This window comes from Sphingobium anseongense, from assembly GCF_037725245.1.
In the GTDB taxonomy this organism is placed as follows: Bacteria; Pseudomonadota; Alphaproteobacteria; order Sphingomonadales; family Sphingomonadaceae; genus Sphingobium.
The window spans coordinates 1-24568 of record NZ_JBBJUL010000018.1 but is presented as its reverse complement, the minus strand read 5'-3'; the positions used below and the strand labels follow the sequence as shown (position 1 = coordinate 24568).

Below are 24568 nucleotides of genomic sequence, written 5' to 3'. Positions count from 1 at the left end.
CAGGAGTTGGAGCCTCCGGCAAACCCGGCGCGGTTCACTTGACGCAGCGCAATACAAGAGAAGTAACTTTTTCGCTGTCCCTTGAGCAGTCTGATGCGTATTATTCTACGTGCTACAACTCAAGAGGGTGAGCGCCAAATGGATGCAGTCGAGGATATTGATTGTCAGGTCGACCTGTACCGACGTTGGCGTTCGCCGCTGATGGCCTTTTTCCGCCGCAGGGTCGATAACCAAGCGGAAGCTGAAGACCTGACACAAGAAGTCTTTTTCATTACGCACACAAGCAATTGAATTAATTCAATTAAACTCTGATTTGTGAAAAAACTGTGCTAACAGAATGTGCTAATATTCTAGCTCGAAATCGGTTGTTACGTGCTGATGGAGCAATGACAGCAATGGGTTTCGATGTCCAGCAGGATGGGGTTTCGGCCCAAACGCGTCGCGTTTTGCGTGCGGTGTGCCGGTGCAGGCGACAATCTGGGCTAGCACAGATCAAGGCGTTCAGAACAAGATCATTTTTGAATGTAATGCGCGCCTTGCAGTGACCTGACGTTCTTGGGAGACGCGCGCCCCACTCCTTCAGCTTCGACCAGCGAATGTTCTTGCTGATCAGCACCGATGCCGCGTCATAGAGACAGGTTCGCACAAGGCCGTCGCCTTGCTTGGATATTCGTGGCCGCGCGTGAGGTTGATGCCGAGCTACATAATAGCTCTTATTTATTCCGTTCACCCGCCATCCGACTTCATAGAGATAGGATAAAATCTCGTTGCGATGTCATGGGCTTGGGCTTCAACCATCGCATCGTGGAGAAATTTCTTCTTTGCCACCCGATAGACGCATTCGAGTTTGTTGAAGCCATAGCGCTGGAGCTGAAAGAGCCATTCATCGCCAAAATCGATATAAACGGGGCATTCGGCATCGAGCCATGTTCTGCGCGGCCTTACCCAACTATATTGCTGATGCCCACGATATGTTTCGATGAGGTGCTGAACCTTATGGAGGCCATGTACCTCAACCAAACCTCCACTTCCGTGATCCGGGTTCTCCGAGAGCCGCCAGAAAACGCCGTTATTCGCCCCGTCCATTCCGCGCGCGGCTTTGTACCAGACAATATCCTTGGCTTCTTCGTTGTCAGGGTCAGGTAGTAGATGATGCAAATTAAACTGGTTCCTGAACCCTCTGCCATCCACAATCCAGACAAGATTCTTGTAAAATACTTCGCGCGATGTGCGCTCAGCATCGGTCATGCTGGAATGCTGCACCTCAATGTAGATGCCAGTGGGTGTCTTAATATCGGCCCGATGGATTTCACCGTCCGGAGCGACGTGATGGATTTCACGGCATTCTTCGGGAAACAGGTTTTTCCAATCCCGGTGCCATTGAGTTTCGTTTTCCCACCATGGATCGCAGTCGCGGCGTGATGCGTGGGCCCAATGGTGTATTATGCGCGGACCGCATTTTGCGACCATTGCCGATCCGCAGGTGGAGCATGTGCCTGCTACACCAGCTCGCGCCTCGCACCTCTCACTATCAACAAGCGCGTATTGCATAGTTTATCCGTGTCATATCATCAGCAGCGGTGTGGGATTGGTATGCGAAACCAGCAGCGTCAAACTCTGCGTGCCGCGGCTGATTCCAACATAAAATCTTGCTCGCGCAGCGGGCGTGTTCGTGAAATGCGCGCGGTCACATGCGGCCACAACGACATTGGGAAATTCCAAGCCTTTGGCTTTGTGGATCGTGCTGATTGCTTTGGCGGGTAGCGCGATGCGACCATGTGACCGGCGACGAGCTATTTCCGCTAGGCCTTCATCTGCATCCTCAAATCGACCGAGATGGATTGCATCGTTGTACTCGCGGCTATGATCGATCTTTATATCGGTGAATGCACCGTCTGCTTTGGTCAAAGCGCGCAGGCTGGTCAGGAACGCCGCAATGCCCCGATGGTCGGGCTCCTCTAACAGGATGCGACCAAGTGCTTGCAGGGTTGCCGGCTTCTTCGTGCATTGAGCAACGCAGCCACCCTGAACCTCCTGCAATAGTCGGTTGCTATAATTGGTCGGCGAAAATCCCGTGGCCACGTTGCCGACAAAGCTGACCGCTGCTTTCCCAATTTCCACAGCGTTGCCTTTGTGCTGGCGTACCGCAGTGCAGAGCTCGTCCAGCGCTTGCCTTACATGGCCTTCCCAAATCGGCATTGCCCGATAGAAGAAAGGCCGGAGCGAAGCGACGGTAGGGTTCTGCGAGGCTAGTATGAGCACCGAATTCAGTGGCTTCAAATGCTGGGTCAGCGGCGCGCGTTGTTGGGGCGATATCTGATACTGGCCTCGCACGCGCGAAACATTGTCGGCACGAATTACCCGTAGGCCGTTCGGTAACGCGCCGCGCAAATCAATTTGTCCGCCGTCCCGTAACGCTGCTCGGGCCTCAAGAATCCATGCCCCGAGGTCAGGGTTGGCATCGGCCCAGCGATGCGGCGTATCGAGTTCCTCGAACTGATCGGCCTGCTCTTTGAGATCGGTCCAGCGTTTCACCTCCGCCGCAATTTCTGCTGCCCGTCTGCTACCAAAGATGCGCTGCATGGGGTCGGCAAAGACGCGCAAATGTGCGCCTGCCCCATGCAGGCCGAGAATGATCTGATGCTGAGCATGGGTGGAGTCCTGATGCTCATCGCAGATAATGAGTGGATATCGCCTCGCGACCGCTTTGGCGATCATGGGCTTCTTATCGAGCAAATGCGCGACTTTGGCGGCTACCTTGTCATAACCATCCTTGTTGGCGCGAGCCCAAATGGCTATATCAGGCGGTAGATCGAGAGGCACGTGATACTGGCCAGCGATCTGACCTATCAGGCTATCGATCGTGCGGATTTCCACTTTGCTACGCGAAGCCTTTGTCTTTGTTGCGAATACATCGCAGGCAGCGTGCGTATGGGTAAGGATCAGGATACGCCCTTGGGCGCTCGCGGCGGCGTCTGCTGCATAATGGGCACCTTGATGAGTTTTGCCGCAGCCGCCAGGTGCTTCGATCACGACGAGCGAAGCTGCCGACCTCAACGCTGCTGCGACGGATGCATCACTCATCGGGCAAATTGGCTATCGCTGGCAAATCCACCGCTTGGCGAATGGCATTGATGAACGGCAGCAATTGGCCTTCCAACTTTGGCCAAACGCCAAATTCCACCATCTTCAAAGCCAACTCATAGCCGCCGCCCGCCGATTTGAACCATGTTCGGCCTTGGCTCTTAAATCTTTTCTTTTGATCGTCAGGCGTGCCCTGGGGTACGGCACCCGTGGCGGCTTCGATAATAACTTTTCGGACATTCGCGAGATTGCCAGCAGCGGTAAGGATCGCGGCATAGGACTTGTCCGCAATGCCGAGGCGATCGGCCAATGTACGAAGCCGTGCGCCAGAATCTCCTTCAGGATCGACGACGAATTTTTCTAAGTCACCATCGGCAACATGCGCGATGACGTTTTCCTCCAAGCAGCCATCGGGCCAACGTAACAGCAAATCTCCAAGCGCGACTTTGAGCGTTGCCCAACGTTCGGGCGCGCGGCCCTCGTCGTCGGCAAAACCTGAAAATTTTAGTCCGCTCTTGGCGAGGCTTGCCAACAATTCCAGCGTGTAATCATTTCCGCCGCCGTCCGTCACCCAAATGCCGCGTTCAAGAGGCTCTTTCGTCACCCCTCTCAGCACGAGCCATTTAACAAATCCAACTTCTGTTGCGCCCTCGGCGACAATGGCGATCCTCGAAAGGAAAGCCTCCGGGTCTTTCATCATCTGCGGGTTGGTGGCATCGGCCAACTTGCCGATTTTGGTTTCGCCGCTGAGATACCAGATACTGGCTTTCGCAGCGGCCTTGATAGCTGCGACGCTATGGGTGGTAATGAACGCCTGCGTGGGCGCGGCCATCAATTCCTTCAGCAATACGCGCTGGCGATAGGGCTCAAGCCCGCGTTCGACCTCATCAACGATGGTAATCGGCAATTCGCTATGGTTGGCAGCGGCAATCTCAAGCGCGGCAAGGCGGCGAGTGCCAGAGCCCCAACTGCTCAACGGTAATCGAACCGCGTGTTTCGCCGCCGTGAGCCCGATGAGTGCGTTAAGCGAAAAACCCTGACCGCCGACCAGCCCCAGACCAAGCCCCGTAGGCAACGCCTGCTTGCCAAATTCGGCTTCGAGCTCCTTGAGTCTTTCTTTCGATGGCTCGGCTAATTCGTCTTCAACGTTCTTCTCGCCAAGCTGCTGAGCGAGCTTCGCTCGCAGCGACTTATCCGCGAGCAAGCGATCGAGCGCCGATCCTTGAATGAGTCGCAGGTCCCGATCGTTCCGGTCATCACCGGTAAGTTTCACCAAGCCGATTTTACGCCGCACCGAAACTGAAAAATGGTCATATTCGCCATTGGGCTGGCATATCTCATATGAGAGATCGCAGTCGGCGGTCCCGCGCGCGCGGACAACATAGACCTCATCTTTGGCGTCGTCCGCCTCGTCGTCGGGGTTGGGAACGACAGGCTTTTCGCCATCCCATTCCCATGGCCAGCCAGCCTTTTTCTGCTCATTGATGCCGGTTGTAGGCGGTAGTCGGAGCACGGCTTCAATGATGAACTCATCCTCGGGCGCCCGCTTCCAATAGTCCGCATCGGAAATGACCATTGAGTTCGTCGGGCTGAGTAGCAGGCCGATCGCGTCGAGTATCGTTGATTTGCCATTGTCGCCGCCGCCGAGAATGACATTTACATGCGAGTCCGGCAGCCAAGTGAGCGTTTCGATGCCGCGAAAGCGGTCAATCTTCAAACGCAGAATGGTCGGTGCCTCTGCCGCCTGCGGCGCGCCTGTACTTGGTGCCGCTGCTGAGACAAGGGCTGAGGTCTTTGCCATCGGCGCTGCCATCGCTAATGGCGGTTTTGCTGCTTTTTCCTCTGCCATTGCCCCTCGCTCTGGCGATACACTAGCACCTAAGTTCGGAAAGGGAATAAATTTACAGTAATGCACAATGTCAGTCGGCAATGCCATTGGCATGCTTGCTATCCGTTAGAGTACGAAGCCCAAGGCGATGATGCCGATGATGAACCAAGCGATGCAACCAATTGCCGTGCCGGTGGCACCGCCGATGCCGCTTCTGAACTGTTGGACGATTGGCCGGCGATCCGTTTTTCTGAGTGCGCGATTGAAATTTGCGGACCAGCCATCGGGAAGCGTGAACTCGATCACCTCATGAACGACGGTGGGTTCTGTTGATCCATCGGCCTCCATCTGAGTGGCCATTTCGACGATTTCATCGAGGCGGTCAGGCGTGCGCTTGAGCTTCTCGGCTTGCGAGCCGAGCGCGTCTTGCAGCAGTTTAATAAGTGTGTCGAACCGTGGATCGACCCGCACCGACCTTAGCCGCTCCTCATGATCGACGATCATGGCAAGTGAATCGCGTAGCAGTAGCGCCGTATGGCGGATTTCATCCACATCGCCCTGATGGCCCGGTTCCCCCCATGCCCGATTGAAGCGGTGGATGATCTTGGTTAGCGGTCCAACCATCTCCTGCATTTCATCCATCCGTTGCGATACCCAATCGATCACATGGTGATCTTCCAGCGGTTGGATGGGCAACGCGCAAACGCCATCGCGCAGGTCTTCCAACCGGCGAAAGAGGGGTGCATTCAGATGCCGCATCAAGGCGGCTGTCAGGCTCCATTCCCAGCTGGGCGGCTTATCGTAGGCGATGCGGCGAATGATCGGCGGATAGTCTTCGAACTGCGCCAGCGCATGGCGCGCCATGTCGAAGCGGGCTTTATCGCTCTGCGATCCCAGATTGGATGCGACATATTCGTCGTGCAGCTCCCGCCAGAGGAAAAGAAGATCTGACGGGAATTTGGTGGGGTCACGGTCGATCAGCTTATGGCAGTTGCGGCACAGCCATATGGCATTGGAGATTTCTGAACGGGCCTGATCGGTCATCTGCGGGTCGTATCGCGCCTGATCGGGGCGCGCGGCATAGATATGGGCGGCTTCGCCAATGATGGTTGCTTTGGCACTTTCCGAATTTGGACCGATAGTCGACGTTCGACAGTCAGGATTGCTACAAAGATAGGCCGCTCGCTTGGCCAGCATGTCGATTGTTTTCGAAGGAAAGTCTGGCGGCATACGGGCAGCATATGCGTGAAATGCCTCGTCGGTAAATGTGCGCGATAAGGGATAGGCGGCATTTTTATTGACCGACCTGCCTCCCGTATGCTAATGTCATACAAGAAATGAGGATTGTTATGGCTACTGCATCACCTGCTGTTTTGAGTGTCCGGGTCAGTCCGGCGGAACGTGTGCTGCTGGAAACGGCGGCCGATCACGCGCGCACCAATCTTAGCGATTTCATCCGGCGCAAGGCGCTGGAGGCGGCGGAACAGGATGTGCTCGACCATCGCCTGGTCACGATCCCTGCCGATGATTGGGACAAGTTTGAAGGTTGGGTGAATGCTCCTGCCAAGGAAATCCCGGCGCTGCGCAAACTCTCTGCGACGCGCCCGGCATGGCAGGACTAACACCGCCGCGCCCGCTCGCTGCCGACGACAACCGCGATAGCTTCGACTGTGGGCGGGAATCGCTGAACCAATGGTTCCGCCGCCACGCATGGCGCAATCAGGAAGCGGGCGTGTCGCGCACCAATGTGGTGTGCGATCCCGTCACCGGCCATGTTGTCGGCTATGTCAGCCTGTCGGCAGCGCAGATCGAGCGCGCCTTCCTCGCCAAAGCGGACCAGCGCAACCGGCCTGATCCCATCCCGGCGTTGCTGCTCGGGCAGCTCGCCGTCGATCGCCAGCATCAAGGCCGGGGCTATGCGCGCTCGCTGATGTTCTTCGCCCTCACCACCGCCCTGCGGCTGGCCAATGAGATTGGGTGTTTTTGCGTGCTGACCCATCCGCTGGATGACGAAGTGCGCGCCTTCTACCGAAGCTTCGGGTTTGAGGATTTGCCGTTCGATCCCGCCCACAGCATGGCCGTGCGTATGATCGACCTTGCCGCCAGTGGCTTTGGGGATGCGCCCCAAGCGGGCCATGAAAAACACGAATAAGTGATCCTTCTCGCCGGAAACATTCACAAATAAGTGCTGTTACGGAAAGCCTCGCGTCATGCCTGTGAGGCATAAATCGCGCATTTATGCCTCATGCGAAAAGATCGCCCTGCCTGCTGGCTTCGACATGGGCGCGCCATTCGGGCTTGGCGGCGTCCTCGTCCAGCCATGCGATGACCTGCGCCACCACATCGCCGCCATGGGCTTCGATGGTGCCCGGCTGCATGAAGTGGGAAAGATAGCCGGTCCTTGTGATGGGCAGCGGCGCTCCCTGCGGCTCTACGCTGTGGATTTCCAGATGGTCGATAACGCGCCAGCGTAGCGGCGTATAGGTCGCCTCGATTCCGATGCCTTGCCATGCGAAGCGATAGGTCTGTGGTTCCATGTCAGCGTCCCGCGAACACATGCACCACATCAAACGCGGTCTGCAAGGTGAACAGGTCGCCGCTCAACTCGGCATCGCGCGCCATGGAATGCCAGTCGATATAGTAGCGAAGCGAGGAGGGAATGGGGGTGCCTTCCTCCGTGACGTCCTGGACATAGTCGGCAAGGCTGGCGTGGTTGCCCATATAGCGGTCCTCCAGCGCTTCGCGCGCTTCCTCCACGTCGCCGTCGCAATGCTCCAGCAGCGCCGCGCCCAACTCTCCATGTTCGGCGATGAATGCAGCCAATTCGGCCACGCGGTCTAGACCCTCATATTCCGCAATGCGAACGCCGCTGAACCCTTCTTCATCATGGATGGCCCATTCCTCGGCCCCGGCGACGGGCGACGCGGACAGCATGTCGCTGATTGCATCGTAGAGCGTCCATGCCTCCTGCGCGGCGTCGATCCACGCCCCATGCAGGATGCCGTTGTTATAGGCCGCGAGGCAGGCCACGTAGATGCGGGGTTTCTCGGTCTGACTAGTGGTGAAGGTAACTCCCATTGCTTGCTCCATTAGGTTTGGGTTTTCAGGTGCGGTCTGAAACCCTGCCTCGTGGCGAACAGCGGGGGGCAAGCGGAGCAAGCGCCTTCGCGGGGAACCGGCTGCACGAAGCGGAGCGGAGGAAGCTGGGCGGAAGGTGCTTCGCAGGGCGCTAGGGGCAGAGCCCCAGCCTGCATTAGCGACCGTCACCGAATGGCCGAGACTACAGGTTCGGCGCGCGCGAGCGTATAGGGCGCGGCCCCGTAGGGTAATGCCCTCAAAATCAAAGACCCTATTTGGTCTCCTTATGATAGAAAGCGGTCAGAGAAATATGGGAAGACGAGCATGGTCGGCGACGGGATAGAAAAGATAATGCGTGATATTCGCCGCCGTCAGGAAATGATCGACAGCGTGTCGGGGCTGGCGAACCGGTTCGGACAAACCTCGACCCTCGGCCTCGCTGCGGCCGAGCGGGAGTTGAGTATCGTCAAGCGCGCCCAACAACTCAGTGAGATTGGCTTTCTCAGCAGCCAAGCCTCGCTTTTCAAGCAATCGATCCTGCCCAAGATTCCGGAAAGTTTCGCGTCGCGCGCTTTTTCCGACCTTCAAGAGCGGATGGGCAGCTTGGCCAGCATCGAGCGATTTTCGCTGCCGCCTCGTGACGACATATTCCTGATTGCCCAACGGGCGGCTGAAATGGTCGAACCGCATCGCCGCTTCTTGGAAAGAGTGACATGGCGGGATGATTTGGCCCAGCGCATGGCCAGTATCGGGACGTCATGGGCGATGCCCGATTCGATAGCGCATTCCGGCTTCGCATTCGGTGCGCTTTCTAAGCTGTCCGACGTGGTGCATTTCGACGCGCCGTTCGCACCCACCACGCGCGATTTTGTTGAAGCCGAGTTTGGCGCTGTCGTCGTGGTAAAAGACGACGCCGATAGCGCCGAGCGAGAAGAACGGTATGACGAAGCGGGGCGTGATGCCGCGCTTGTGGCCTTCCCGGCAGAAGAATACCCGTCTGTCTTGACGGGGGCGGGTTTCGGCTTGGTAATACCCCCGCCGCCTGCGCCCCAGCCGATCGAGAACATCGACGGGCAAGCGATCTACAGCGATGAGCATCACGCCACCTTGCGCGCAGTGGAAGTCCATATGCGCCAATTTGTTTCAAGCCAGCTTATGACCGTCGTTGGAACGAAGTGGGTGAAGCAACGGGTTCCCGGCGACATGCGCCAACGCTGGGAGGAAAAGCGCGATATAGCGCGCGCCAGCGGTCAGCCGGTTTATGAGCTGATCCACTATGCCGATTTTAATGATCTCGCCCAGATCATAACAATGAAAAACAATTGGGAAGGGCTCTTTGAGCCGGTATTTGGCGACAAGGAGGGCGTGCAGGTATCCTTGCGCCGCCTGTCGCCCTTGCGGAACAATGACGCCCATCAACGCCCCTTCTGCCGCACGGACATCCTCTATCTTGTGGCCGAGGCGACAAGGCTGATGCGATCGATCGGCATATTGCAGGTGAATTGAGAGACGTCAGGCAGCATCGCCATTCAGGACGCGCTCCAGCTTTTCGATGCCGAACTGCGTGAGTTGGACATAATACCGACGCCCATCATGGGGATCGGCGCGCCGTTCGATCAATCCTTCGCGTTCAAGCTCCCCTACCCAGCGCAACTCTCACTTAAGAACGAGATCGGGATTTTTCCCCTTGAGCACGGGTTAGAAAAATCAAAAATCCTGGCTACGGAAAAATCGACGGCCGACGGCCTTTCTAAGCCTACCCGTTTCGGTAGTGCTGCCCACATCATGGGTGGCAGCTTCTGTCAGATGCCGCCATCAGAACATCAACGGCGGACTAGCCGCCGCTGCGTTGGTTGAATAGGTTGGAATCGTGCGAGTTCTGATCAGCCTTCATGCCTTTCAATTTTACATGGAGCACGGCTATATCTGTGCAGCTTTGTCGCAGCGCCGTTTCCTATGAGGTTTGCTGGAAGTGAAAAAAATGAAAAATGCAACGGACGGGAACGACGTTTCAAAGCTTCCGAAAGGCTTCGATTTTCGTGCTTACACCAAAATTTTAACGGAAAAACTTGCTAAATTTACGCGAGTTTCTGACGATATAATATTTTCAATTATCGAAGAATCAAAGGTAAATATATTAGATCTAACACTGATATATTATGAATGGGACAGGTTTCATGAAGAAATTGGTAAGTCATATAATAAGTTAATACAAAAGCTGTCTGATTTTGATAAGAATAGTATAATAGGTTTGTCTGATGAAATTTTATTCCAATTCACCGGGGAAATGTTATTATTATATGCGTCAACTACAGCTATCGCAGAGGCGTACATAGAAAATTATAAGGATTATAAAGTCGATTTAACTGCTGAGGAGCGATGGGATATTCTCGAAAAGTTTGCCATCCGTCATGGCGGTGTAGGTGTCGCCTCGTACGGAAAGCTTCTTTTTCCCGAAATTAATGATCCCTCTCTCCGCAGAGAAACTGCTAAAAGCCCCAATGCGTCTCGTGTATCAACGGAGCACTATGCGTCGATTCCGCTACCGGAGGTCGCTCCGATGATTTGGAAGTCTGATAAGGAAAAGGGCGAAAGTCCTGTCCAGTTCTTACGACGTGCATATCAGCCTTGGTTAGGGCACGGCCTTGGAAGATCGCACCTTCGCAAGCTTGACCCCTCATTTTCCCAAGCCTTGGATAATTGGTTGCGGAAGAACAAATTGCCGGAAGACATAGATTTGCCCACGATCCGGCAACAAAATGATCGTTGGGTTGAGCGCGTCCGCTCAACGGGCACATCGGCAGCCTTGGGGCCAGACGCGTCAGCGAAAGACTACCATCGGCTTCGGTCGGCGATCCAGCGCCGGAAAAATGATGAACCGGACCGCTAATACATAAAACGAGCATATTCGTTTTTTGTTGATTTGAAGCCCGACTCGGGGCATATGTGTCTTGAACACGGCATACACCCGTGTTCCGTCAAATTCCGAGATTGCAGAACGATTTAGTGTGCTTGCGCGCGTGCGGGATCGCTTTGCCTTTTGGCGGCTAGTCCAGAAAGGAAGCAAATGATGACAATGTCCATCACGAAACGCCTAGCGATCACAGTAGCGGAAGCCCTTGCGGGTTCCATCCTGATTTCGCTGAACTTGCGCTGGATCGCGCAAATCCGGCGCTACCTGCGCCAGCGGCGGGCCGCCGCGAGGTAAGCGGCCCCGTCCAACCACTTCATTGTCAACAACGACAGCGCGGCACGCAGGCGTGCCCGCGTGGGGAAACCTGCGTGCCGCGAACCGGGAGAATTTCAATGGATCGCACTACCGAAAAGAAACTCAAGGCCGCTGGCAAGGTGGCGCTGGGCGCCGCCCGCATCGTCAGCGGGATCGCCACTGCTACCGGCCATGGCTTCCTCGGCTCGCTGCTACGCCAGCATCACATGATACACCAGGCGGCGCGCTTGGGGAAATACAGCGCCGAAGGTGGCCTGAACATGCTGAAGGAGGGCGTCGCCGATTGGCAGGACGCCACCCGCTAGGCCCAAGGCACGGCTGAACGCCGCGCCTTTCAACCATCGAACAGGATCAACACTCGGCGCGGGCAATCCGCGAACGGCTTCCCGCGCCCATTTTTCCAAGGAGCAAGGTTATGCATAATTGTCCAGCCTGCCAGTCCCCCAACGCGGCTTCGGCCAAGCCCTATCTGGAACGCGCCATGGACGTTGCCCATGCCGCGCAGTCTGTCGGCATCAAACGCCTCTCCGGGTTTGCCGAACTGGCCGCTCAGGCTTTGCGGGCAGTGAGCGATCGGCTGCGGGATTATCGCTGCGTCGATTGCGGCCATCGTTACGATGGCTAGTCGGCTCAAAGGTATCGTCGACGACATCCGGCAGAAGGTCGTCGAAGAGCCGACTTATGGGCGTGCGGTCACGCCGCGCGCGCAGTCGATCACCATCGGCGCACCGGGGGAGAAATCCCCCGGTGAAGGGCTGGGCTGGTTTCAAGAAAATTTCGGTCCCGAGAAATCGCAGCAAGCCGCGCCATCGCGCGACATTCACGGCAACGAACATGGCATTGAGCACTGAGGAAAACGACCATGGCAAAGGACTCGCTGGATATACCGATCCTCGACCTTGGTGGCGGCGATGTCCTCACCGGTCGTGATTTTGCCCAAAATTGTCTCGGCATTGCGCAGACGGGCGCCGGGAAAACAACCGGTCCTGGACATAATATACTGCTTTCATTGTGTAAAATCGGGTCCGCCGGAATTATCCTGTGCGCCAAGCCGTCCGAAGCAGATGAAGTCTGCGCTCTGCTGCAAAAAGCGGGACGCGGCGATTCCATCATCCGCCTCAACGGGCGCAATGGCGGCTTCAATTTCCTCGCCTATGCACTGGCGCGGCTGGGTGCCGACGCCATTTCGAGCATTGTTGAATATCTCCTGCGCGTTGTCGAGATCGTTCGCAATGCGAGCCCGCTGCCTGCGGGGAATGGCGACGCCTTCTGGCTGGACGAACTCAGGCGCACGCTTTCGCACCTGTTGCTCCCGATCTACTGGGCAACCGGCACGCTGCGGATGGCGGACATCATCGCCTGCGTGCGCAGTGCGGCAACTTCGCTGGAACAGATGCGCGACCCGGAATGGCAGCGGCAATCCTTCTTCTTTCAGATATTCGCCGCTGCCGCTGATCGTATGGGTGAAGCGACCGGCCAGCAATTGATGGCCTACTGGCGCGAGTTTGCGCAGATGGACGGGAAGTTGCGCGGTTCCGTGCTGGCCAGTTTCAACATGCTCGACCGATTCAATCACGGGATTTTGCGCGAAGGACTGTGCGGCAAGACGGACGTTGTTCCCGCTTTGTGCTTTCACGGCGTCATCTTTGTCCTCGACACGCCACGGGCAATCCATGGTGAGGACGGCGTGATTTTCCAGATGGTATGGAAGGATGCGTTCCAAACTGAGGTACTTGGCCGCAATGCGCTGGAGCCTATCCACCGGGACCGGTTCCTGTTCTGCTACGCCGACGAATTTCAGGAATTCATCACCAGCAGGGACAGCGAGTTCCTCGCGCAATCGCGCTCGTCGCGCTGCACTACTATTGCGCTGACCCAATCGCTTCCTAGCCTCTACGCCAAGCTGGGACCGAACTCTCATGATCGGGTGCATGCGCTGATCGCCAACATGGCGGTGCGCTTCTACGGGGCGAACGGGTGCAATGTCACCAATGGCTGGGCATCCCAGGCCATCGGCAAGGTGGTCCAGCGGCGCTCCAATTTCAGCGCCAGCGAGGGGAGGAACACCAGCTACGGCCTGAACATGGGCGAAGGCCGCAACCACGGTACGCAGGGCAATTGGGGCGGCAATTCCGGCTATAGTTCCAGTTCTGGCGGCGGCTCGACCAGTGGCGGGAACTCGTGGGGCGGCGGCTGGTCGGATGGCGACAACCACAATTGGGGTCGTTCGCGTGGCGGCGGTAGCAACCACGGCACCAGCAATGGCTGGAGCGAGACGCTGGAAGACGCCGTGGAGCCGGGCTTCTTTGCGAGGGGGCTCAAGGTGGGTGGCCCCGCGCATGGGTTCCGTGTCTCGACCATCCTGCACCAGCCCGCGCGGCGCTTCGCCGCCACGGGCACCAACTACACGCTTATCGAGTGGAGCCAGCTATGAGAGCGCCCAGCCTCGCTACGGCCTTCTTCGGTCATCCGGTCGTCGCCACGCCGCTCATGCTGAGCGGGCTGGTGGTGCTGGTCCTATTCCTGACGCAGGGACAGGAAGGCGGTTTGGTGCTGGCGCTGCCGGTCGCCGTGATGATGGTGCGGCTTGGCAAGGCGGTCAGTGCCGTCTCGGCCTACCAGGCATGGAAGCGCGCATGGGATGGCATGTCGCCGCCGCGCGCGCGGCGGGCAGTGCCATGGAAGCCGGTCTTCGCTGTCCTGTTCGTGACGCTGGTGTTCGCCAATGCCCTCGCCCATCCCGACCGACAGAGCGCCACGGCGGGAGCAGGGATGCTGGTATTCGCGCTCGGCCTCGGATTGGTGGCGGCGATCGTCCGCAGCCTCGTCCGGCTGTGGCGGGGGCGACTCCGGCGCAAGGTCGCGCACCACAACTCCGTAGTCACGATCTGCGCCCGCCCGATCTTCCCCGTGCCGTCGCTCCAGCATGCCTATGCAGCCCTGCCGGACTATTGCCGGCAGGTGCTGGGGCGGTAGCGGAATGTCCGCTCCCGCCATCGTCGCCCAGGAGGCAATCGGCTCCCGAAGGGACCACGCGGGCCGCGCCCGTATGCAACTGCCGATTGTCCTTTCCGGGTCGTCGGAGCGGAGCCAGACGAGCCGGAAGGCGACGTCCGTCATCGCCCGAATGCGCCGTGGAAACAGTCTGTTTCAGCAACGCATTAGGGAATCGTTAACCACGCTCGATCTCATAATTCCTGACAAAGGGCTCCCGCAGGGGTGCACGTCGGGGTTGTCTTCCAAGCCCGATGTATAAGTGCAGTAAATCCCTTTCTAGCCCCCTTCGGGGCGTCGGGAAGCGAAGGAGAAATGAGAACGGGGGGAGATGAATAGATGGCGCAGTTTTCGATGGGCATCCGGGTAGTGTCCCGGGCCAAAGGGCAATCCATCATAGCCGCAGCGGCATACCGGGCGGGGGAACGCCTTTGGGATGAACGGCTGGGGATGTTCCATGACTTCCGGCACAAACAGAAGGAAGTGGAGCACAGCGAACTGCTCTTTCCTGCTGATGCACCGGCATGGACAAAGGGGATGGATCGGCAAGCGTTCTGGGGTGCGGCCGATTCCGCCGAAGTTCGGCGCGACGCTCAACTTGCGAGGGACTTGCGTATCATGATCCCAAGGGAGGTGCCGGTTGCTGACCGCGTGCCATTGGTACGCGACTATGTGCTGCGCAACTTCGTCGCCAAGGGCATGGTCGCTGACATCTGTTTTCATAACTACGTTACCGCTAGCGACGGGCTGGAGCAGCCTCACGCGCACGTCCTTTTTTCGATGCGTCCATTGGTAGCCGAAGGGTTCGGGAATAAGTCGCGGCATGAATACGTAAAAGACCCGTCGGGCCGGACCCACCCGGACGGCAGGCCGGTCATGATCGAGAGCAATCCCAATAGCTGGAATTCGGCCGCCTTTTTTGAGCGGAGCCGCGAGGATTGGGAAAAGACGGCGAATGCCGCGCTGGAGCGCGCTGGATCGTCCGCGCGGGTGGACCGCCGCAGCCACCTCGAAAAGGGGCTTTCCAGACTTCCTCAGCCTATGCTCGGGGCGGCGTTCCATATGCGCGAGCTCTATGGCCGCTTCAAAGATCGGTTTGGCCAATATCTCGCCGCCAGACACGCGCGCGAGGTCGAGCAGCGGGCGAAGGTCGCGCTCGACCGGCTGGACGTGATTTCGCCCGCCGAAGCGATGCGCACGGTGGAACGCTTCCGTGCGTGGTTCGACCGGCAGTTGGACCATTTGCCCATCGGGCGCGAGGGGCCGACGCCGCAGCTTTCCACCCAATCCCCATCCCCTGACATGGAGCGATGACCATGACCGAGCAAAGCCCTTGGGAGCCGGACCGTCAGTTGGGCGGCAACTGGCGATCAATGTTCGAGCAATCGCGCAGCGGCGGATCGCCGCCGCCCGGAGGCTCCGCGCCCGCGCCGGACGCGTTCGATGATGCCTCGGCCGATGACGCAACAGAAATCGATCCCCAAGCCTATCGCCCGTGGATCTTGCAGCGGGGGCGTTCCCGCGTCACGGCGATGCTCGGTCTGCGCTGGTATGAACCCAAGGCCGGGTTCTGGTCCGGCTGCGGCCTGCCATATCCGATGCTACAGGCGGTCGAATATGTCGGCGACCGGATGGTAAGTCTCGACTATGGCGGCACACGACAATTCGTGATCGAGGGGCGCGGTCTCGACGCGCTCGCCCGCCATATCAAGCAGGGCACAGTGTTGGCGGTGGTGGAATATGCCGCCTCCATATGGCCGGAAAGACCACAAGGGATGGTCGTCACGGCCATTAAGCGCGCGAAGGGCGGGGAGGATGCGCCGCTACGCTGATACGCGGCGGCGCGAATGCCTATCGGGCCTCCGACACGGAACGCTCCTTGATCTTGCGCAAAACGACACGGCCTTCCAGCGTCCCGGCTTCGGCGGAAATCGAGAAGCCCTTGCCATCGGAGTGCGGCCATGCCGCGCCGATCTCGGTCCATTTCGCGGCTTCGCCGCTGCCGCTGACGAGATACAGTCGATGGGTGGGATTGATGCTTTTGGGGGTTGCTTGTTCGGTCATGATGACCTCCTTGGGTTCTGCCTTGGCACCTCGCTTCGGCTTCATGGGAAGTGCCGCGCGCGGCCCGACAAGCGCCGGGTCAAGGCCGCGCAAAGCGCGCCCGCAGGGAACAAGCTGCACAAACCGAAGGTGCGGAAGCGCCGTTGCCTTTACCCGGCGCGGGGCCGTGCCATAACGCCCCATAAGAAGCAGAGGCGAAGTCCAAGGCGGAACCGGCTTCACAGGTGATATGGCCGGACACCATCAACTAGTGGCAAGCGTATCTAGCAGCGGGGGCGCTCGCGTCGCAGGGTGGGCCACAGCAACATGAAGGTTGAAAGCCATAGCTCGCCCATAACGAGCATGAAGCGGAGGATAGATTTCATTGCAGCCCGCGCCACATGCGTGCCGCAAGGGCACGTTCTTCCGAGCCTACGGCAAACGTGTAGATATGGGTATTGCGCACACGCGCATGGCCCATCCATAGCTGCAAGGTTCCCTCAGGAACCTTCATACCGATGGCATGGATACCGAACTGATGGCGTAGTCCCTTTTGCGTCGCCTGCGGTCCTTCGATACCAGCCGCTTCCATGATGGCGCAGATTTTCCGCCAACCCGTCTGACGCGACCAGGCGAAAAGCCGGTCGTCCGGTGCGCACTCGTGCGCGTATGCCAGCAGGTTGCGTAGCAGGCACGCGGGAATCGGCACGGCGCGGTAGGCCAGCTTTCTCCTCTTAAGAGTACGGAACACAACGCGCTTGCCCGCCGTATCGAGGCGGCGAGGCGTTAGTTCCAACCCTTCCGTGATCCGGCATCCGGTATAGAAAAGCAGTTCGGCAAACAGCCGTGTCGCCCGCTCGCACTGCGCGGCCGTTTTCAGAAAAAGTTGGGCCTCGGCGGCCAATAAATATTTACGTTGGCCTTCGCCGTCAAACAGCCGCGACTCATCCACTGCATATTCAAAACCCATATTCTTCGATCCTTCCCGGCCTGAAACAGAATGGGCTATACGGTTGCAACCCATCGCCGCAGAAAGCCGAGGGATTTTGCGGGTTTGCGCGACCAGCGCCGTTCCGCTATCGGCGCGCGGCGAAGGTCGTAAATGCCGGAGAACATTAGAGTTCTTGGGGAGTCGGACCGCAACAGAATAGCCCATAATGTAACGCTGCCCCTCGTCTTTGTTTGCGAGTGGGGGATTTTTGCCATGCGGCGTGGGGCGGGAACGATGGCGCTGGCGGGCGCGCTTGTGTTGGCGGGCTGCAATTCAGCGCCCGAGCCATCGCCCGAACCGGCAACCGACTTTGCCGCCGAACAGGCAGCGGCGCTTCTCAATGCGCAACGAACCTGCATCACCACTACCCTCAATGAAACCGTCTACAGCACCAGCGCGACGGTGGATGCGCTGTTCCAGCGGGACTTGAGCAACTGCCCCAATGAGTTCGTTGGCGCGTTCGTCAATCTTCGGACAGCGGCGCGCGCATTGGCGCAGACGCAGCAGGAAATCGCGTCCCATCAGGATATGGGAGGCGCGGTGCTTACCGTGGATGCCGCAAACGTCCTGTGCAGTTTGTGGCAGCGCGAGCAATGCATGCCGTTCATCACGGATGATTGGGAGGTTGAGAATGAAGGGCTGCGCGAACGGCTTAAGGCGCAGCAGGCGGTCGTGCAGGCCAATCTCACCGCCGTCGAATCGGCGAGCGGCAAGTACGGTGTCTATGTGCGTGAATCCGCGCCAGCGGCTCCCTCAGAAAACGCTATCGGGAACGCGATGTGATGCGCGCGCGGATGCTTATGGCCGTCTGCGCGGTTGCCGTTGCCGTCCCGGCAATGGCGGACGTTCTGGAAATGGAGCGGGACAATATTTTGCGCGGGCTGACGCGCCAACAAGTCGCAGGGCATCGGCAACTCTGCGTCACGGGGGCAATGCAGCCTGTTGTCGATAGGGAGAGGTCGGCTGGCTTTAGAAGGCTTTCCACCGGCGCCTATTGTGTGACCGTCCTGACGCGCGCAGGCCGGGACAGCACCTTGCGGTATGTGACCCTCAAGACTCGTCAAGCCACCCCGGCTGTCTCATTCGATACCGGCTTTGTCAGCGGCTATCTCAAACGGGAGGCTTTGCCTTCCGACGCTCCGCCAATGGCACCCCTGCTGCCGGTCGCAGACCGCTGCCTTGCCCAGAGCGAGCCAAATACCCGGCTATGCAGTTCGGTTGGCTATGTTTTGGGCGCGCGCGCGGCGCGCGGAGAATTGGTGCCATTATCGTGAACGTGAAGCCGGAGAGATGGCATGCGTAAATTCTTCACCGCTGACCCGAACACCGGCGAGGTTCGAGGTGGGTTTGAACCTTGCTTCCGCTGCAATGGAAAAGGGGTTCAATCGTGCGACGTGTGCGGCGGCAGCGGTCAGGGTTCCTTCGGGACTTGCGGGACGTGCAGTGGATCGGGGACGATCCGATGCAGACCGTGCGGCGGCATGGGCGGGTTTCACAATCCCGATTAATGGTGTCAGGTGCGCGTGGCGATGCGGCCAGCGGCGGAAGCGCTGCTCGCGTTGACCCCGTGTGCAGGCTCGGCGTCATGTTGCGTCAAGACAAGGCCCATCGCCTTGAGGTCGGCTACGGCGCTTCCGATGGCATCGGCTACCGGTATATCCGCTGACCGTGAAGAAGATTGCTGCGTAACGGAGTCGGTTCTCGCCGCGAAGCTGTCTTTGGCATGTGTTCCACCGCTGACGTCCAGCGCGTCCAAGTCCTTGACCGTCACGGCGGCGGCATGTTCGGTCACGAACTGCCGGGTCGCTTCGCTGGGGTCAGGGTGCGCCGCCAGGAAGGCGTCGATCTGCGCATCTGTCAATCCCTTGGATTGCATGATGCCGCGCAGGTCTTCGCGCCGGCGCTGGTCGAAGGCTTCGACCTCCGCCGTCTTGCCTTCGCGCAGATACTGCGTGCGCAATTCGGTGAGGCTCCCGGCCAGTTCATCCATACGCTGCATAAGAGCGGGATCGGCGCTGCCGCCATGGGCGGCAAGGTCGGCCATCTGGCCCAGCGCTTCGCCACTGGCGTTGAATTTGCCTTCGGCTGTGCCCTTGGCTGATTCTTCCTCGTAGCGACGGCGACGCTCCGCTTCGCGCTGTTCGTAGGCAGCGCGTTCGCTATCGTTGTCGAATTGCAGCAAGCCGTCATACTGGCGCAGGTCACGCATGAAGGAAGCTGCCTGTGCCTGCGCATGGTTGGCAAGGACGGCGATGTCCGCGCCGTCGCCCGCATTGGCTCCCGCCACCGTTCCGCGCGCCTGCTGCACGACCGTTTGCGCCTGCGCAACCGCCGCGCCGATCTCCCCGCGCATGGCGGCGATCGTCGCCATACTCGCGGTGCCTAGCTGGCGCTGCAACTGTGCAAGATTATCAAGCTGGCTATCGGCCAGGGTAGTGCTCGCGCCCGTCCGCGACAATTCCGCGATGGCGCGTTCAAGGTCGAATTGGGCGACAACGAGTTGCGCCAGCAATTCGGTGCGCTGGCTAGCCAGCGGATCAGCCGCTTGCGGCGGCTGATCCGATCCTGAAACTGTATCGTCGGCGGCTATAGATTACCTGTGTCGTGCTTCATGCGCGCGTGAATCTCCCAACAGGATACACGCAAAACCGCTAAAATTTGGTTAATATTTGCCTAATGGCCCAAGGCGGTGCCCTCGGCCGTGATCGCCGCTACTCGGATTTGAGCCGCTCGGTGATGGCGCGCATGACGATGCGACCGTTCAGGGGCATTCTCCCGACATGGCCCCTTCGGGATGGCGTGGTTTTTGCGGGCGGTACGCCGACCGCGCACCCCGGAAAAGGCTCCTCGCTTCCTTCGTGCAGCAGCGGCCAGCTGGCGCGGCGCTAGCGGCGGCCTGTGTCCGAGGCGCTTGTCCGGTCGGCGGTTTGGCCCTGGTCCACGCGCTATCCCGCGCGGGGCGCAACCGGGGAGGAGCCCATGACGACCACGATCATCCTGCTTACCATCAACAGCATTGCCCAACTGATTGCGGCTCTGGCGCAATTCATTGTCGCCTTGCGGCGATGGCCTTAGCTTTGGGGGCATCGCCTGATAGGGCAAGGCACCGCCATGCTCCGTTAAATATGCTCGATGTCGCCATCTTCGTTTAGCCATTCATCTGCATCCAAATCCCGGTAATCAGTTCCGGGGGTGTCCAGCAGCGACGACGGCGATGTGCAAAGTGGGTCGAGGCGGTCTGCCTGCGCGTGCGCCCATAATGCCCATGAATTTCTATCCGTCATTATAGGTTGGGCTTCAACCGCTGCAATATACGCACGAATGGTCTGCGCTTGCTGCCATGCTGCTGCCTCATCATGAAGCGCCGCCACCGCCAACCTCTCGTGTTCGACACGCGCTCGCAGCGCCTCGCGCTGTCGAAGCAATGCCTGAACCCGCTTTTCGGCCTCCTCATTGGCAATCTGCTTTTCTGTTTCGGCCGCTGACGAAGTTCTTAAGTCGAGCATGATTGCATTGAGCTGGCCTTCAAGTGGATGCCTCGGACGATCGGCCCATTTGCGCCGGTGTCCCACCAGGAGCGAAAGCTGCCCGGATGGGTGATAGGTGTAGGTGGGAGCGATAACCAAACGGCCTCGTTCTAGCTTGCTCTGTTCCTGTTTTGTCGGTTTGTATCGTCTGCGAGCCATGCGTTCATTCAATGTGATGGGGTAAACATGGCCATCGATACAGACGCACAGCCCGGAATCGGGCAAATGTCGATCGGCCGGGCGTAATTGGAAACTGCGCGTCAAGCATGCTTTTGCAAACGCATCCAAGATGCGCAGGGCGCGGTCGATACTGGATGGATGCACTCGGATATGAAAGGTGTTCGGTGCCCAGCAATGCACCGCTCCGTATATGTCTGCCGGAAGGCGGGCTCTTTGTTGGAGGACATCAGCGGCAACTGCTATGGCAGGGTGTGGATCGTACAGTCCGTTTGGGACGAGGATGGGGTTGGCATCCTCAAACGCCACCCAAGCAGGATCAAAGACTTTCATTGTATCTGCCCCGCAAGGTTGATGATAATGCGATGGCCGTCACCCGTTCGGGTTCCTTGTGCCACCATGCCCCCGGTTCCGGTGCCATTTCGCGAGCGCGTCGCCGGTTCCGGCTTGGGCGCTGTCGGCGCTCTGTCCAGGCGCCTAAGGGATGGTGGTGCGGGCGGGGGGACTCGAACCCCCACGGGCAGGGCCCGACGGATTTTCTTACCAGCTACGGCTTTCACCGCCGCCCATCGGGCGTTTGTGGTCTGGACTATCCCTTCACCATGCCCCGGAGGTTGGGGGTTAGGTGCTGCCCGTCTAGTCTCTACACCTTCCCATCGTTTCCGAATGGGCTTGGCTCGGGATTGCCATTTGAAAGGTTTCCCCGACTTTGAGCAGTTCTACATCGCGGGTTTCCCCGCGTGCACTCAATGGCCTAAGTCCGTTGCGTCTACCGATTCCGCCACGCCCGCATAGCCACGGGCAGCTATAGTTGGGGAAGAAACCTTAGCCAAGCAGGATGTGTCAATTGTCCGCAACATCCTGCCCGGATGCTGGGGAAGGCTTCGCCTTGGGCTTTCTTTTGACGACGTTGACGGCATGTGCGTCGATCATATCCTTGATATGGGACGCATAATATTTTTCGATCATCTCCACGCTGGTGCGGCAATTCTTGGCAATCTGGTAGATGTCTGCACCCTCCAGCAGCCGCATGGAGATGTAGGTGTGGCGCAGGCTGTAGAAGGTGCGAGGACTGCCCTCGCGATCCTTTTTCATCTTCAATTCGTCAAGCAGGATGTTGAATAGGTCGCGTTGCAGCTTGGGGAACAAAAGGTCAATCGGCTGGAGATGTGCCGCTCCTTCATGCGCGTGAAGGGATGCACTGCCCCCGGCATGGATTTGGCCCAGCCGGTGCCGCGTTTGCCCCGCACGGCGATATGCAGGATGCGTTCACCCTTGGGGCCATCCGCCACGATTTCAATATCCCGGACCTCAAGCCGCTTCGTTTCATCGGGCCGGAGACCCGTGTTTACCTGAAAGAGGATATAGTCGTGCAGGTCTTCGCATTCGGTGCGCCAGCGTTCTTTGAGTGGCTTCGCCGCTCGCTCGCCAGAAGCTGTGTAAAGCTGCTGATATTCGGTAGGAGAGAACCAAGCGCGATGTGAAATCTTGCTGGAGGCTCGGTAGGGGTCGGAAAGATCGGGCATGAGTTCCAGCCAGCCATGGCGGCGGGCAAACTTGAGAATCTGTCGTAGGCAAACAATTTCCTGGTGAAGCGTGCTGCGGGACGGAGCTTTCCCGTTGCGCTGCCGCTTTTTCGGATCGGTCGATTCGTCTGCCTTTCGCTTATCGAAGCCGCCCTTGGTCATCCGGTCGATTCGGTAGTCCTGAATCATGCCGGATGTGATTTCGGTCAGCACCTTGTCGCCGAAGAAAGGAATCAGATAGAGGTCGATTCGCTCCTGATGCCGATGGACGTAGAGCGGGCTACGCTGCCCCTGCGTGAGAATCTTAAACTCCACGATGAAGCGCTCGGCCGCATATTTGAATGTCTTGCCGGTCTTGATCTCTCCGCGCGCGGCTTTGCCTGCAAGGGTGAGATACCAATCCTCTGCCACGTCCTTAGCCTGAGCGAGTGACGTTTGCTTTGTGCTGTGCCGATGCTGTGCGCCACCGAGGCTGGCGCGGCAGTGCCACCGCTTGCTGTTGGGACGTTGGAAAAGCTGAACCTTGCCACCAAGGATTTCGTGAACCGCCTCTGCCATAGGGAGCGCCTCCTACTGCGCTAAAATGTGCTAGTTTTGCGCTAGCTCACTGACCCTATAAAAATGGCAGAAAACTGGGAAAAATCAAGCAAATTATGGGTTTTTAAGTGTTCGTGCGGATTTTCAGGAGCAGCGACGGTACCGTTCCAGCCGATGTCTATGTTTTCCAAATCGCCGCCAACCTACTGACGGATCGAAGCCGGCGCGCACGCGTGCGAAACCGGTTCCGCGACCAAATGTTGTTGGATCTGGATCGGGATATCGAGCCCATCGACCCCCACCGTATTGCAGCGAGCCGTGAGCGTATGAGGGCATTCACCAGCGCAGTATCCGAACTGCCCGATCGCACGCGCACTATATTCATTCTTTATAAGTTAGAAAATATGAGCCAGGAAACGATCGGGAGAACTTATGGCATTTCGGCAAGCGCCGTGAAGCAGCATGTCGCCAAAGCTATGGCAGTGATGATCTCGAAAATGAGAGATGCGTCATGAATATGCTTGGCATAGAGCCTTTGCCCAATCGAGACGAGCAGGCGGCAATTTGGTATCTGAACATCGTGGAGGAGGAGCTTTCGGACGATGATCAGAAAGAATTTGAAATCTGGTTGTCCCATCCTGAAAATTTGAAGGCGTTCGAGGAAGCAGCCAGGCTGTGGAATGATGCCGATAGGGCGTCTGAGATGCCCGAGGTAATCCAGTTGCGCTCGGCGGCATTGCAGGATTTCAACCATTTCTCCCAGCGTTGGCCAAGGCGTCTATCGAGACCGGCATATCTTTGGGGATCAATCGCTGCGACGTTGCTCGCCATCGTCGGCTCGACAGCCCTATTATTATATCAGCCAGTGCAACGATATCAGACCGGCATCGGTGGAGGCAGAGTCGTCGTGCTGGATGATGGCTCCTCGCTGGCACTGGACGCGGACACAGAGGTTGAGGTGCGGCTGGGCCGCAATCGGCGTGATTTGACGCTTACGCATGGCCGCGCCGAGTTCGACGTCGCCAAGGATCCGCTGCGCCCCTTCACCGTGGCGGCGGCCGGAAAAATGGTGGTGGCGACAGGCACGGCATTCAGCGTCGAATTGCTGCGCAATGAATTTCTGGCCACATTATATCACGGCAACGTCGCGGTTCTGAACGAACAAGACGAAAAGCCCTTGATCCCGTCGCCGCTTCGGCCTGGCCAGCAACTAGCTGTGTCGCTGGGAAATAACACAAAGACCGTCATAACCTCGGTCGATCCAGCGAATGCGATGGCTTGGAGGACCGGTCAACTCAGCTTTGAAAACGAGCCTCTTACCAGCGCGGTAGAGCGTATGAACCGGTACAGTCGCAGGAAGCTAGTCATTGCCAGTTCGGTAGCCGGTCTGCGCGTCAACGGCGTTTTCGAAGCAGGCGATTCAAACGCTTTTGTCGAAGCGGTCACCGCCCTGAGCCCATTGCAGGCGGTATATGGCGATGGACAGATCACCCTTGTCAGAAAACACAACTGACAACTTTCAGTATGCCGCTCGGGACCGCACCGTACGCTCTT

Annotated in this window: 30 protein-coding genes; 18 read left to right on the top strand and 12 right to left on the bottom strand. The window is 58.4% G+C overall.

Annotation, left to right across the window (positions count from 1 at the left end; translation table 11 throughout):
- Nucleotides 1-93 precede the first annotated feature (93 nt).
- Nucleotides 94-291: a sigma factor gene (locus tag WG908_RS16025; protein WP_340187515.1), complete on the top strand. Its 198-nt coding sequence runs from the start codon at nt 94-96 to the stop codon at nt 289-291.
- Between the two features lie 435 nt (nt 292-726).
- On the opposite strand, the gene WG908_RS16020 is transcribed toward WG908_RS16025, so the two are convergent.
- The 4 genes from WG908_RS16020 to WG908_RS16005 all read right to left on the bottom strand — a co-directional run bounded on the left by WG908_RS16020 (nt 727) and on the right by WG908_RS16005 (nt 6109).
- On the bottom strand, nt 727-1551 hold the full coding sequence (locus WG908_RS16020) for a competence protein CoiA (protein ID WP_340187514.1): 825 nt from the start codon (nt 1549-1551) through the stop codon (nt 727-729).
- A 12-nt stretch (nt 1552-1563) separates the two neighbouring features.
- Nucleotides 1564-3084: a UvrD-helicase domain-containing protein gene (locus WG908_RS16015; RefSeq protein ID WP_340187513.1), complete on the bottom strand. Its 1521-nt coding sequence runs from the start codon at nt 3082-3084 to the stop codon at nt 1564-1566.
- Entirely contained in the window at nt 3077-4933 is a 1857-nt protein-coding gene (locus WG908_RS16010; protein ID WP_340187512.1) for an ATP-dependent nuclease, read from the bottom strand. The genes WG908_RS16015 and WG908_RS16010 overlap by 8 nt, the downstream gene beginning before the upstream one ends.
- A 105-nt stretch (nt 4934-5038) precedes the next feature.
- On the bottom strand, nt 5039-6109 hold the full coding sequence (locus tag WG908_RS16005; protein WP_340187511.1) for an HNH endonuclease: 1071 nt from the start codon (nt 6107-6109) through the stop codon (nt 5039-5041).
- A gap of 152 nt (nt 6110-6261) precedes the next feature.
- Between WG908_RS16005 and WG908_RS16000 the strand changes: the two genes are divergently transcribed.
- The gene (locus tag WG908_RS16000) at nt 6262-6534 is read left to right on the top strand and encodes a type II toxin-antitoxin system TacA family antitoxin (RefSeq protein ID WP_340187510.1); all 273 of its coding nucleotides are present in this window, start codon (nt 6262-6264) and stop codon (nt 6532-6534) included.
- Entirely contained in the window at nt 6522-7064 is a 543-nt protein-coding gene (locus WG908_RS15995) for a GNAT family N-acetyltransferase (protein WP_340187509.1), read from the top strand. Before WG908_RS16000 ends, WG908_RS15995 begins: the two co-directional genes overlap by 13 nt.
- A gap of 91 nt (nt 7065-7155) precedes the next feature.
- On the opposite strand, the gene WG908_RS15990 is transcribed toward WG908_RS15995, so the two are convergent.
- Together WG908_RS15990 and WG908_RS15985 are read right to left on the bottom strand one after the other, a co-directional pair.
- Nucleotides 7156-7449, bottom strand: a complete 294-nt coding sequence (locus tag WG908_RS15990) for a hypothetical protein (protein WP_340187508.1) — start codon at nt 7447-7449, stop codon at nt 7156-7158.
- 1 nt (nt 7450) lies between these two features.
- Entirely contained in the window at nt 7451-7990 is a 540-nt protein-coding gene (locus WG908_RS15985) for an antirestriction protein ArdA (protein WP_340187507.1), read from the bottom strand.
- 324 nt (nt 7991-8314) lie between these two features.
- Between WG908_RS15985 and WG908_RS15980 the strand changes: the two genes are divergently transcribed.
- The 11 genes from WG908_RS15980 to WG908_RS15930 all read left to right on the top strand — a co-directional run bounded on the left by WG908_RS15980 (nt 8315) and on the right by WG908_RS15930 (nt 16045).
- Nucleotides 8315-9496, top strand: a complete 1182-nt coding sequence (locus WG908_RS15980) for a Swt1 family HEPN domain-containing protein (protein WP_340187506.1) — start codon at nt 8315-8317, stop codon at nt 9494-9496.
- 87 nt (nt 9497-9583) lie between these two features.
- Nucleotides 9584-9847: a hypothetical protein gene (locus tag WG908_RS15975; protein ID WP_340187505.1), complete on the top strand. Its 264-nt coding sequence runs from the start codon at nt 9584-9586 to the stop codon at nt 9845-9847.
- 124 nt (nt 9848-9971) lie between these two features.
- Nucleotides 9972-10880 carry a hypothetical protein gene (locus WG908_RS15970; RefSeq protein ID WP_340187504.1) on the top strand — a complete coding sequence of 303 codons (909 nt, stop codon included), beginning with the start codon at nt 9972-9974 and terminating at the stop codon, nt 10878-10880.
- A gap of 177 nt (nt 10881-11057) precedes the next feature.
- Complete coding sequence (locus WG908_RS15965; RefSeq protein ID WP_340187503.1) at nt 11058-11198, top strand: hypothetical protein; 141 nt, start codon at nt 11058-11060, stop codon at nt 11196-11198.
- 98 nt (nt 11199-11296) lie between these two features.
- Nucleotides 11297-11524: a hypothetical protein gene (locus WG908_RS15960; protein ID WP_340187502.1), complete on the top strand. Its 228-nt coding sequence runs from the start codon at nt 11297-11299 to the stop codon at nt 11522-11524.
- A 110-nt stretch (nt 11525-11634) separates the two neighbouring features.
- A complete protein-coding gene (locus WG908_RS15955; RefSeq protein WP_340187501.1) occupies nt 11635-11844 on the top strand; it encodes a hypothetical protein in 210 nt (69 codons plus the stop codon).
- On the top strand, nt 11837-12070 hold the full coding sequence (locus WG908_RS15950; RefSeq protein ID WP_340187500.1) for a hypothetical protein: 234 nt from the start codon (nt 11837-11839) through the stop codon (nt 12068-12070). Before WG908_RS15955 ends, WG908_RS15950 begins: the two co-directional genes overlap by 8 nt.
- A gap of 158 nt (nt 12071-12228) precedes the next feature.
- Nucleotides 12229-13653 (top strand): TraM recognition domain-containing protein, encoded by a 1425-nt coding sequence (locus WG908_RS15945; protein WP_340187499.1) that lies wholly within the window; start codon nt 12229-12231, stop codon nt 13651-13653.
- Nucleotides 13650-14195 carry a hypothetical protein gene (locus WG908_RS15940; RefSeq protein ID WP_340187498.1) on the top strand — a complete coding sequence of 182 codons (546 nt, stop codon included), beginning with the start codon at nt 13650-13652 and terminating at the stop codon, nt 14193-14195. The genes WG908_RS15945 and WG908_RS15940 overlap by 4 nt, the downstream gene beginning before the upstream one ends.
- Before the next feature lie 357 nt (nt 14196-14552).
- Entirely contained in the window at nt 14553-15527 is a 975-nt protein-coding gene (locus WG908_RS15935; protein WP_340187497.1) for a MobA/MobL family protein, read from the top strand.
- A 2-nt stretch (nt 15528-15529) separates the two neighbouring features.
- Entirely contained in the window at nt 15530-16045 is a 516-nt protein-coding gene (locus tag WG908_RS15930) for a hypothetical protein (protein WP_340187496.1), read from the top strand.
- Between the two features lie 19 nt (nt 16046-16064).
- Here the strand turns inward: WG908_RS15930 and WG908_RS15925 are convergent, their stop codons facing one another.
- Together WG908_RS15925 and WG908_RS15920 are read right to left on the bottom strand one after the other, a co-directional pair.
- Nucleotides 16065-16277, bottom strand: a complete 213-nt coding sequence (locus WG908_RS15925) for a hypothetical protein (RefSeq protein ID WP_340187495.1) — start codon at nt 16275-16277, stop codon at nt 16065-16067.
- 361 nt (nt 16278-16638) lie between these two features.
- On the bottom strand, nt 16639-17226 hold the full coding sequence (locus tag WG908_RS15920; RefSeq protein WP_340187494.1) for a tyrosine-type recombinase/integrase: 588 nt from the start codon (nt 17224-17226) through the stop codon (nt 16639-16641).
- Between the two features lie 255 nt (nt 17227-17481).
- On the opposite strand from WG908_RS15920, the gene WG908_RS15915 reads away from it, so the two are divergent.
- Nucleotides 17482-18030, top strand: coding sequence for a hypothetical protein (locus tag WG908_RS15915; protein WP_340187493.1), 549 nt, complete (start codon nt 17482-17484; stop codon nt 18028-18030).
- Nucleotides 18030-18521, top strand: a complete 492-nt coding sequence (locus WG908_RS15910) for a hypothetical protein (RefSeq protein ID WP_340187492.1) — start codon at nt 18030-18032, stop codon at nt 18519-18521. The genes WG908_RS15915 and WG908_RS15910 overlap by 1 nt, the downstream gene beginning before the upstream one ends.
- Before the next feature lie 239 nt (nt 18522-18760).
- Here WG908_RS15910 and WG908_RS15905 read toward each other — a convergent pair whose 3' ends face one another.
- The 4 genes from WG908_RS15905 to WG908_RS15890 all read right to left on the bottom strand — a co-directional run bounded on the left by WG908_RS15905 (nt 18761) and on the right by WG908_RS15890 (nt 23035).
- A complete protein-coding gene (locus WG908_RS15905; RefSeq protein ID WP_340187491.1) occupies nt 18761-19759 on the bottom strand; it encodes a hypothetical protein in 999 nt (332 codons plus the stop codon).
- Nucleotides 19760-20366: 607 nt separating this feature from the next.
- Nucleotides 20367-21284 carry a hypothetical protein gene (locus WG908_RS15900; protein WP_340187490.1) on the bottom strand — a complete coding sequence of 306 codons (918 nt, stop codon included), beginning with the start codon at nt 21282-21284 and terminating at the stop codon, nt 20367-20369.
- A 510-nt stretch (nt 21285-21794) separates the two neighbouring features.
- Nucleotides 21795-22046 carry a site-specific integrase gene (locus WG908_RS15895; protein WP_340187489.1) on the bottom strand — a complete coding sequence of 84 codons (252 nt, stop codon included), beginning with the start codon at nt 22044-22046 and terminating at the stop codon, nt 21795-21797.
- A 2-nt stretch (nt 22047-22048) separates the two neighbouring features.
- A complete protein-coding gene (locus tag WG908_RS15890) occupies nt 22049-23035 on the bottom strand; it encodes a site-specific integrase (RefSeq protein ID WP_340187488.1) in 987 nt (328 codons plus the stop codon).
- 107 nt (nt 23036-23142) lie between these two features.
- Here WG908_RS15890 and WG908_RS15885 point away from each other — a divergent pair, with 107 nt between their 5' ends.
- Both WG908_RS15885 and WG908_RS15880 read left to right on the top strand, forming a co-directional pair.
- Entirely contained in the window at nt 23143-23529 is a 387-nt protein-coding gene (locus tag WG908_RS15885; protein ID WP_340187487.1) for an RNA polymerase sigma factor, read from the top strand.
- The gene (locus WG908_RS15880; protein ID WP_340187486.1) at nt 23526-24527 is read left to right on the top strand and encodes a FecR family protein; all 1002 of its coding nucleotides are present in this window, start codon (nt 23526-23528) and stop codon (nt 24525-24527) included. Before WG908_RS15885 ends, WG908_RS15880 begins: the two co-directional genes overlap by 4 nt.
- Nucleotides 24528-24568 lie beyond the last annotated feature (41 nt).

Bases quoted from the DNA above. Each gene is read 5' to 3' on its own strand.
- WG908_RS16025 (WP_340187515.1), top strand. From the start codon at position 94: ATGCGTATTATTCTACGTGCTACAACTCAAGAGGGTGAGCGCCAAATG.
- WG908_RS16020 (WP_340187514.1), bottom strand. From the start codon at position 1,551: ATGCAATACGCGCTTGTTGATAGTGAGAGGTGCGAGGCGCGAGCTGGT.
- WG908_RS16015 (WP_340187513.1), bottom strand. From the start codon at position 3,084: ATGAGTGATGCATCCGTCGCAGCAGCGTTGAGGTCGGCAGCTTCGCTC.
- WG908_RS16010 (WP_340187512.1), bottom strand. From the start codon at position 4,933: ATGGCAGAGGAAAAAGCAGCAAAACCGCCATTAGCGATGGCAGCGCCG.
- WG908_RS16005 (WP_340187511.1), bottom strand. From the start codon at position 6,109: ATGCTGGCCAAGCGAGCGGCCTATCTTTGTAGCAATCCTGACTGTCGA.
- WG908_RS16000 (WP_340187510.1), top strand. From the start codon at position 6,262: ATGGCTACTGCATCACCTGCTGTTTTGAGTGTCCGGGTCAGTCCGGCG.
- WG908_RS15995 (WP_340187509.1), top strand. From the start codon at position 6,522: ATGGCAGGACTAACACCGCCGCGCCCGCTCGCTGCCGACGACAACCGC.
- WG908_RS15990 (WP_340187508.1), bottom strand. From the start codon at position 7,449: ATGGAACCACAGACCTATCGCTTCGCATGGCAAGGCATCGGAATCGAG.
- WG908_RS15985 (WP_340187507.1), bottom strand. From the start codon at position 7,990: ATGGGAGTTACCTTCACCACTAGTCAGACCGAGAAACCCCGCATCTAC.
- WG908_RS15980 (WP_340187506.1), top strand. From the start codon at position 8,315: ATGGTCGGCGACGGGATAGAAAAGATAATGCGTGATATTCGCCGCCGT.
- WG908_RS15975 (WP_340187505.1), top strand. From the start codon at position 9,584: ATGGGGATCGGCGCGCCGTTCGATCAATCCTTCGCGTTCAAGCTCCCC.
- WG908_RS15970 (WP_340187504.1), top strand. From the start codon at position 9,972: ATGAAAAATGCAACGGACGGGAACGACGTTTCAAAGCTTCCGAAAGGC.
- WG908_RS15965 (WP_340187503.1), top strand. From the start codon at position 11,058: ATGATGACAATGTCCATCACGAAACGCCTAGCGATCACAGTAGCGGAA.
- WG908_RS15960 (WP_340187502.1), top strand. From the start codon at position 11,297: ATGGATCGCACTACCGAAAAGAAACTCAAGGCCGCTGGCAAGGTGGCG.
- WG908_RS15955 (WP_340187501.1), top strand. From the start codon at position 11,635: ATGCATAATTGTCCAGCCTGCCAGTCCCCCAACGCGGCTTCGGCCAAG.
- WG908_RS15950 (WP_340187500.1), top strand. From the start codon at position 11,837: ATGGCTAGTCGGCTCAAAGGTATCGTCGACGACATCCGGCAGAAGGTC.
- WG908_RS15940 (WP_340187498.1), top strand. From the start codon at position 13,650: ATGAGAGCGCCCAGCCTCGCTACGGCCTTCTTCGGTCATCCGGTCGTC.
- WG908_RS15935 (WP_340187497.1), top strand. From the start codon at position 14,553: ATGGCGCAGTTTTCGATGGGCATCCGGGTAGTGTCCCGGGCCAAAGGG.
- WG908_RS15930 (WP_340187496.1), top strand. From the start codon at position 15,530: ATGACCGAGCAAAGCCCTTGGGAGCCGGACCGTCAGTTGGGCGGCAAC.
- WG908_RS15925 (WP_340187495.1), bottom strand. From the start codon at position 16,277: ATGACCGAACAAGCAACCCCCAAAAGCATCAATCCCACCCATCGACTG.
- WG908_RS15920 (WP_340187494.1), bottom strand. From the start codon at position 17,226: ATGGGTTTTGAATATGCAGTGGATGAGTCGCGGCTGTTTGACGGCGAA.
- WG908_RS15915 (WP_340187493.1), top strand. From the start codon at position 17,482: ATGGCGCTGGCGGGCGCGCTTGTGTTGGCGGGCTGCAATTCAGCGCCC.
- WG908_RS15910 (WP_340187492.1), top strand. From the start codon at position 18,030: ATGCGCGCGCGGATGCTTATGGCCGTCTGCGCGGTTGCCGTTGCCGTC.
- WG908_RS15900 (WP_340187490.1), bottom strand. From the start codon at position 21,284: ATGAAAGTCTTTGATCCTGCTTGGGTGGCGTTTGAGGATGCCAACCCC.
- WG908_RS15895 (WP_340187489.1), bottom strand. From the start codon at position 22,046: ATGAAAAAGGATCGCGAGGGCAGTCCTCGCACCTTCTACAGCCTGCGC.
- WG908_RS15890 (WP_340187488.1), bottom strand. From the start codon at position 23,035: ATGGCAGAGGCGGTTCACGAAATCCTTGGTGGCAAGGTTCAGCTTTTC.
- WG908_RS15880 (WP_340187486.1), top strand. From the start codon at position 23,526: ATGAATATGCTTGGCATAGAGCCTTTGCCCAATCGAGACGAGCAGGCG.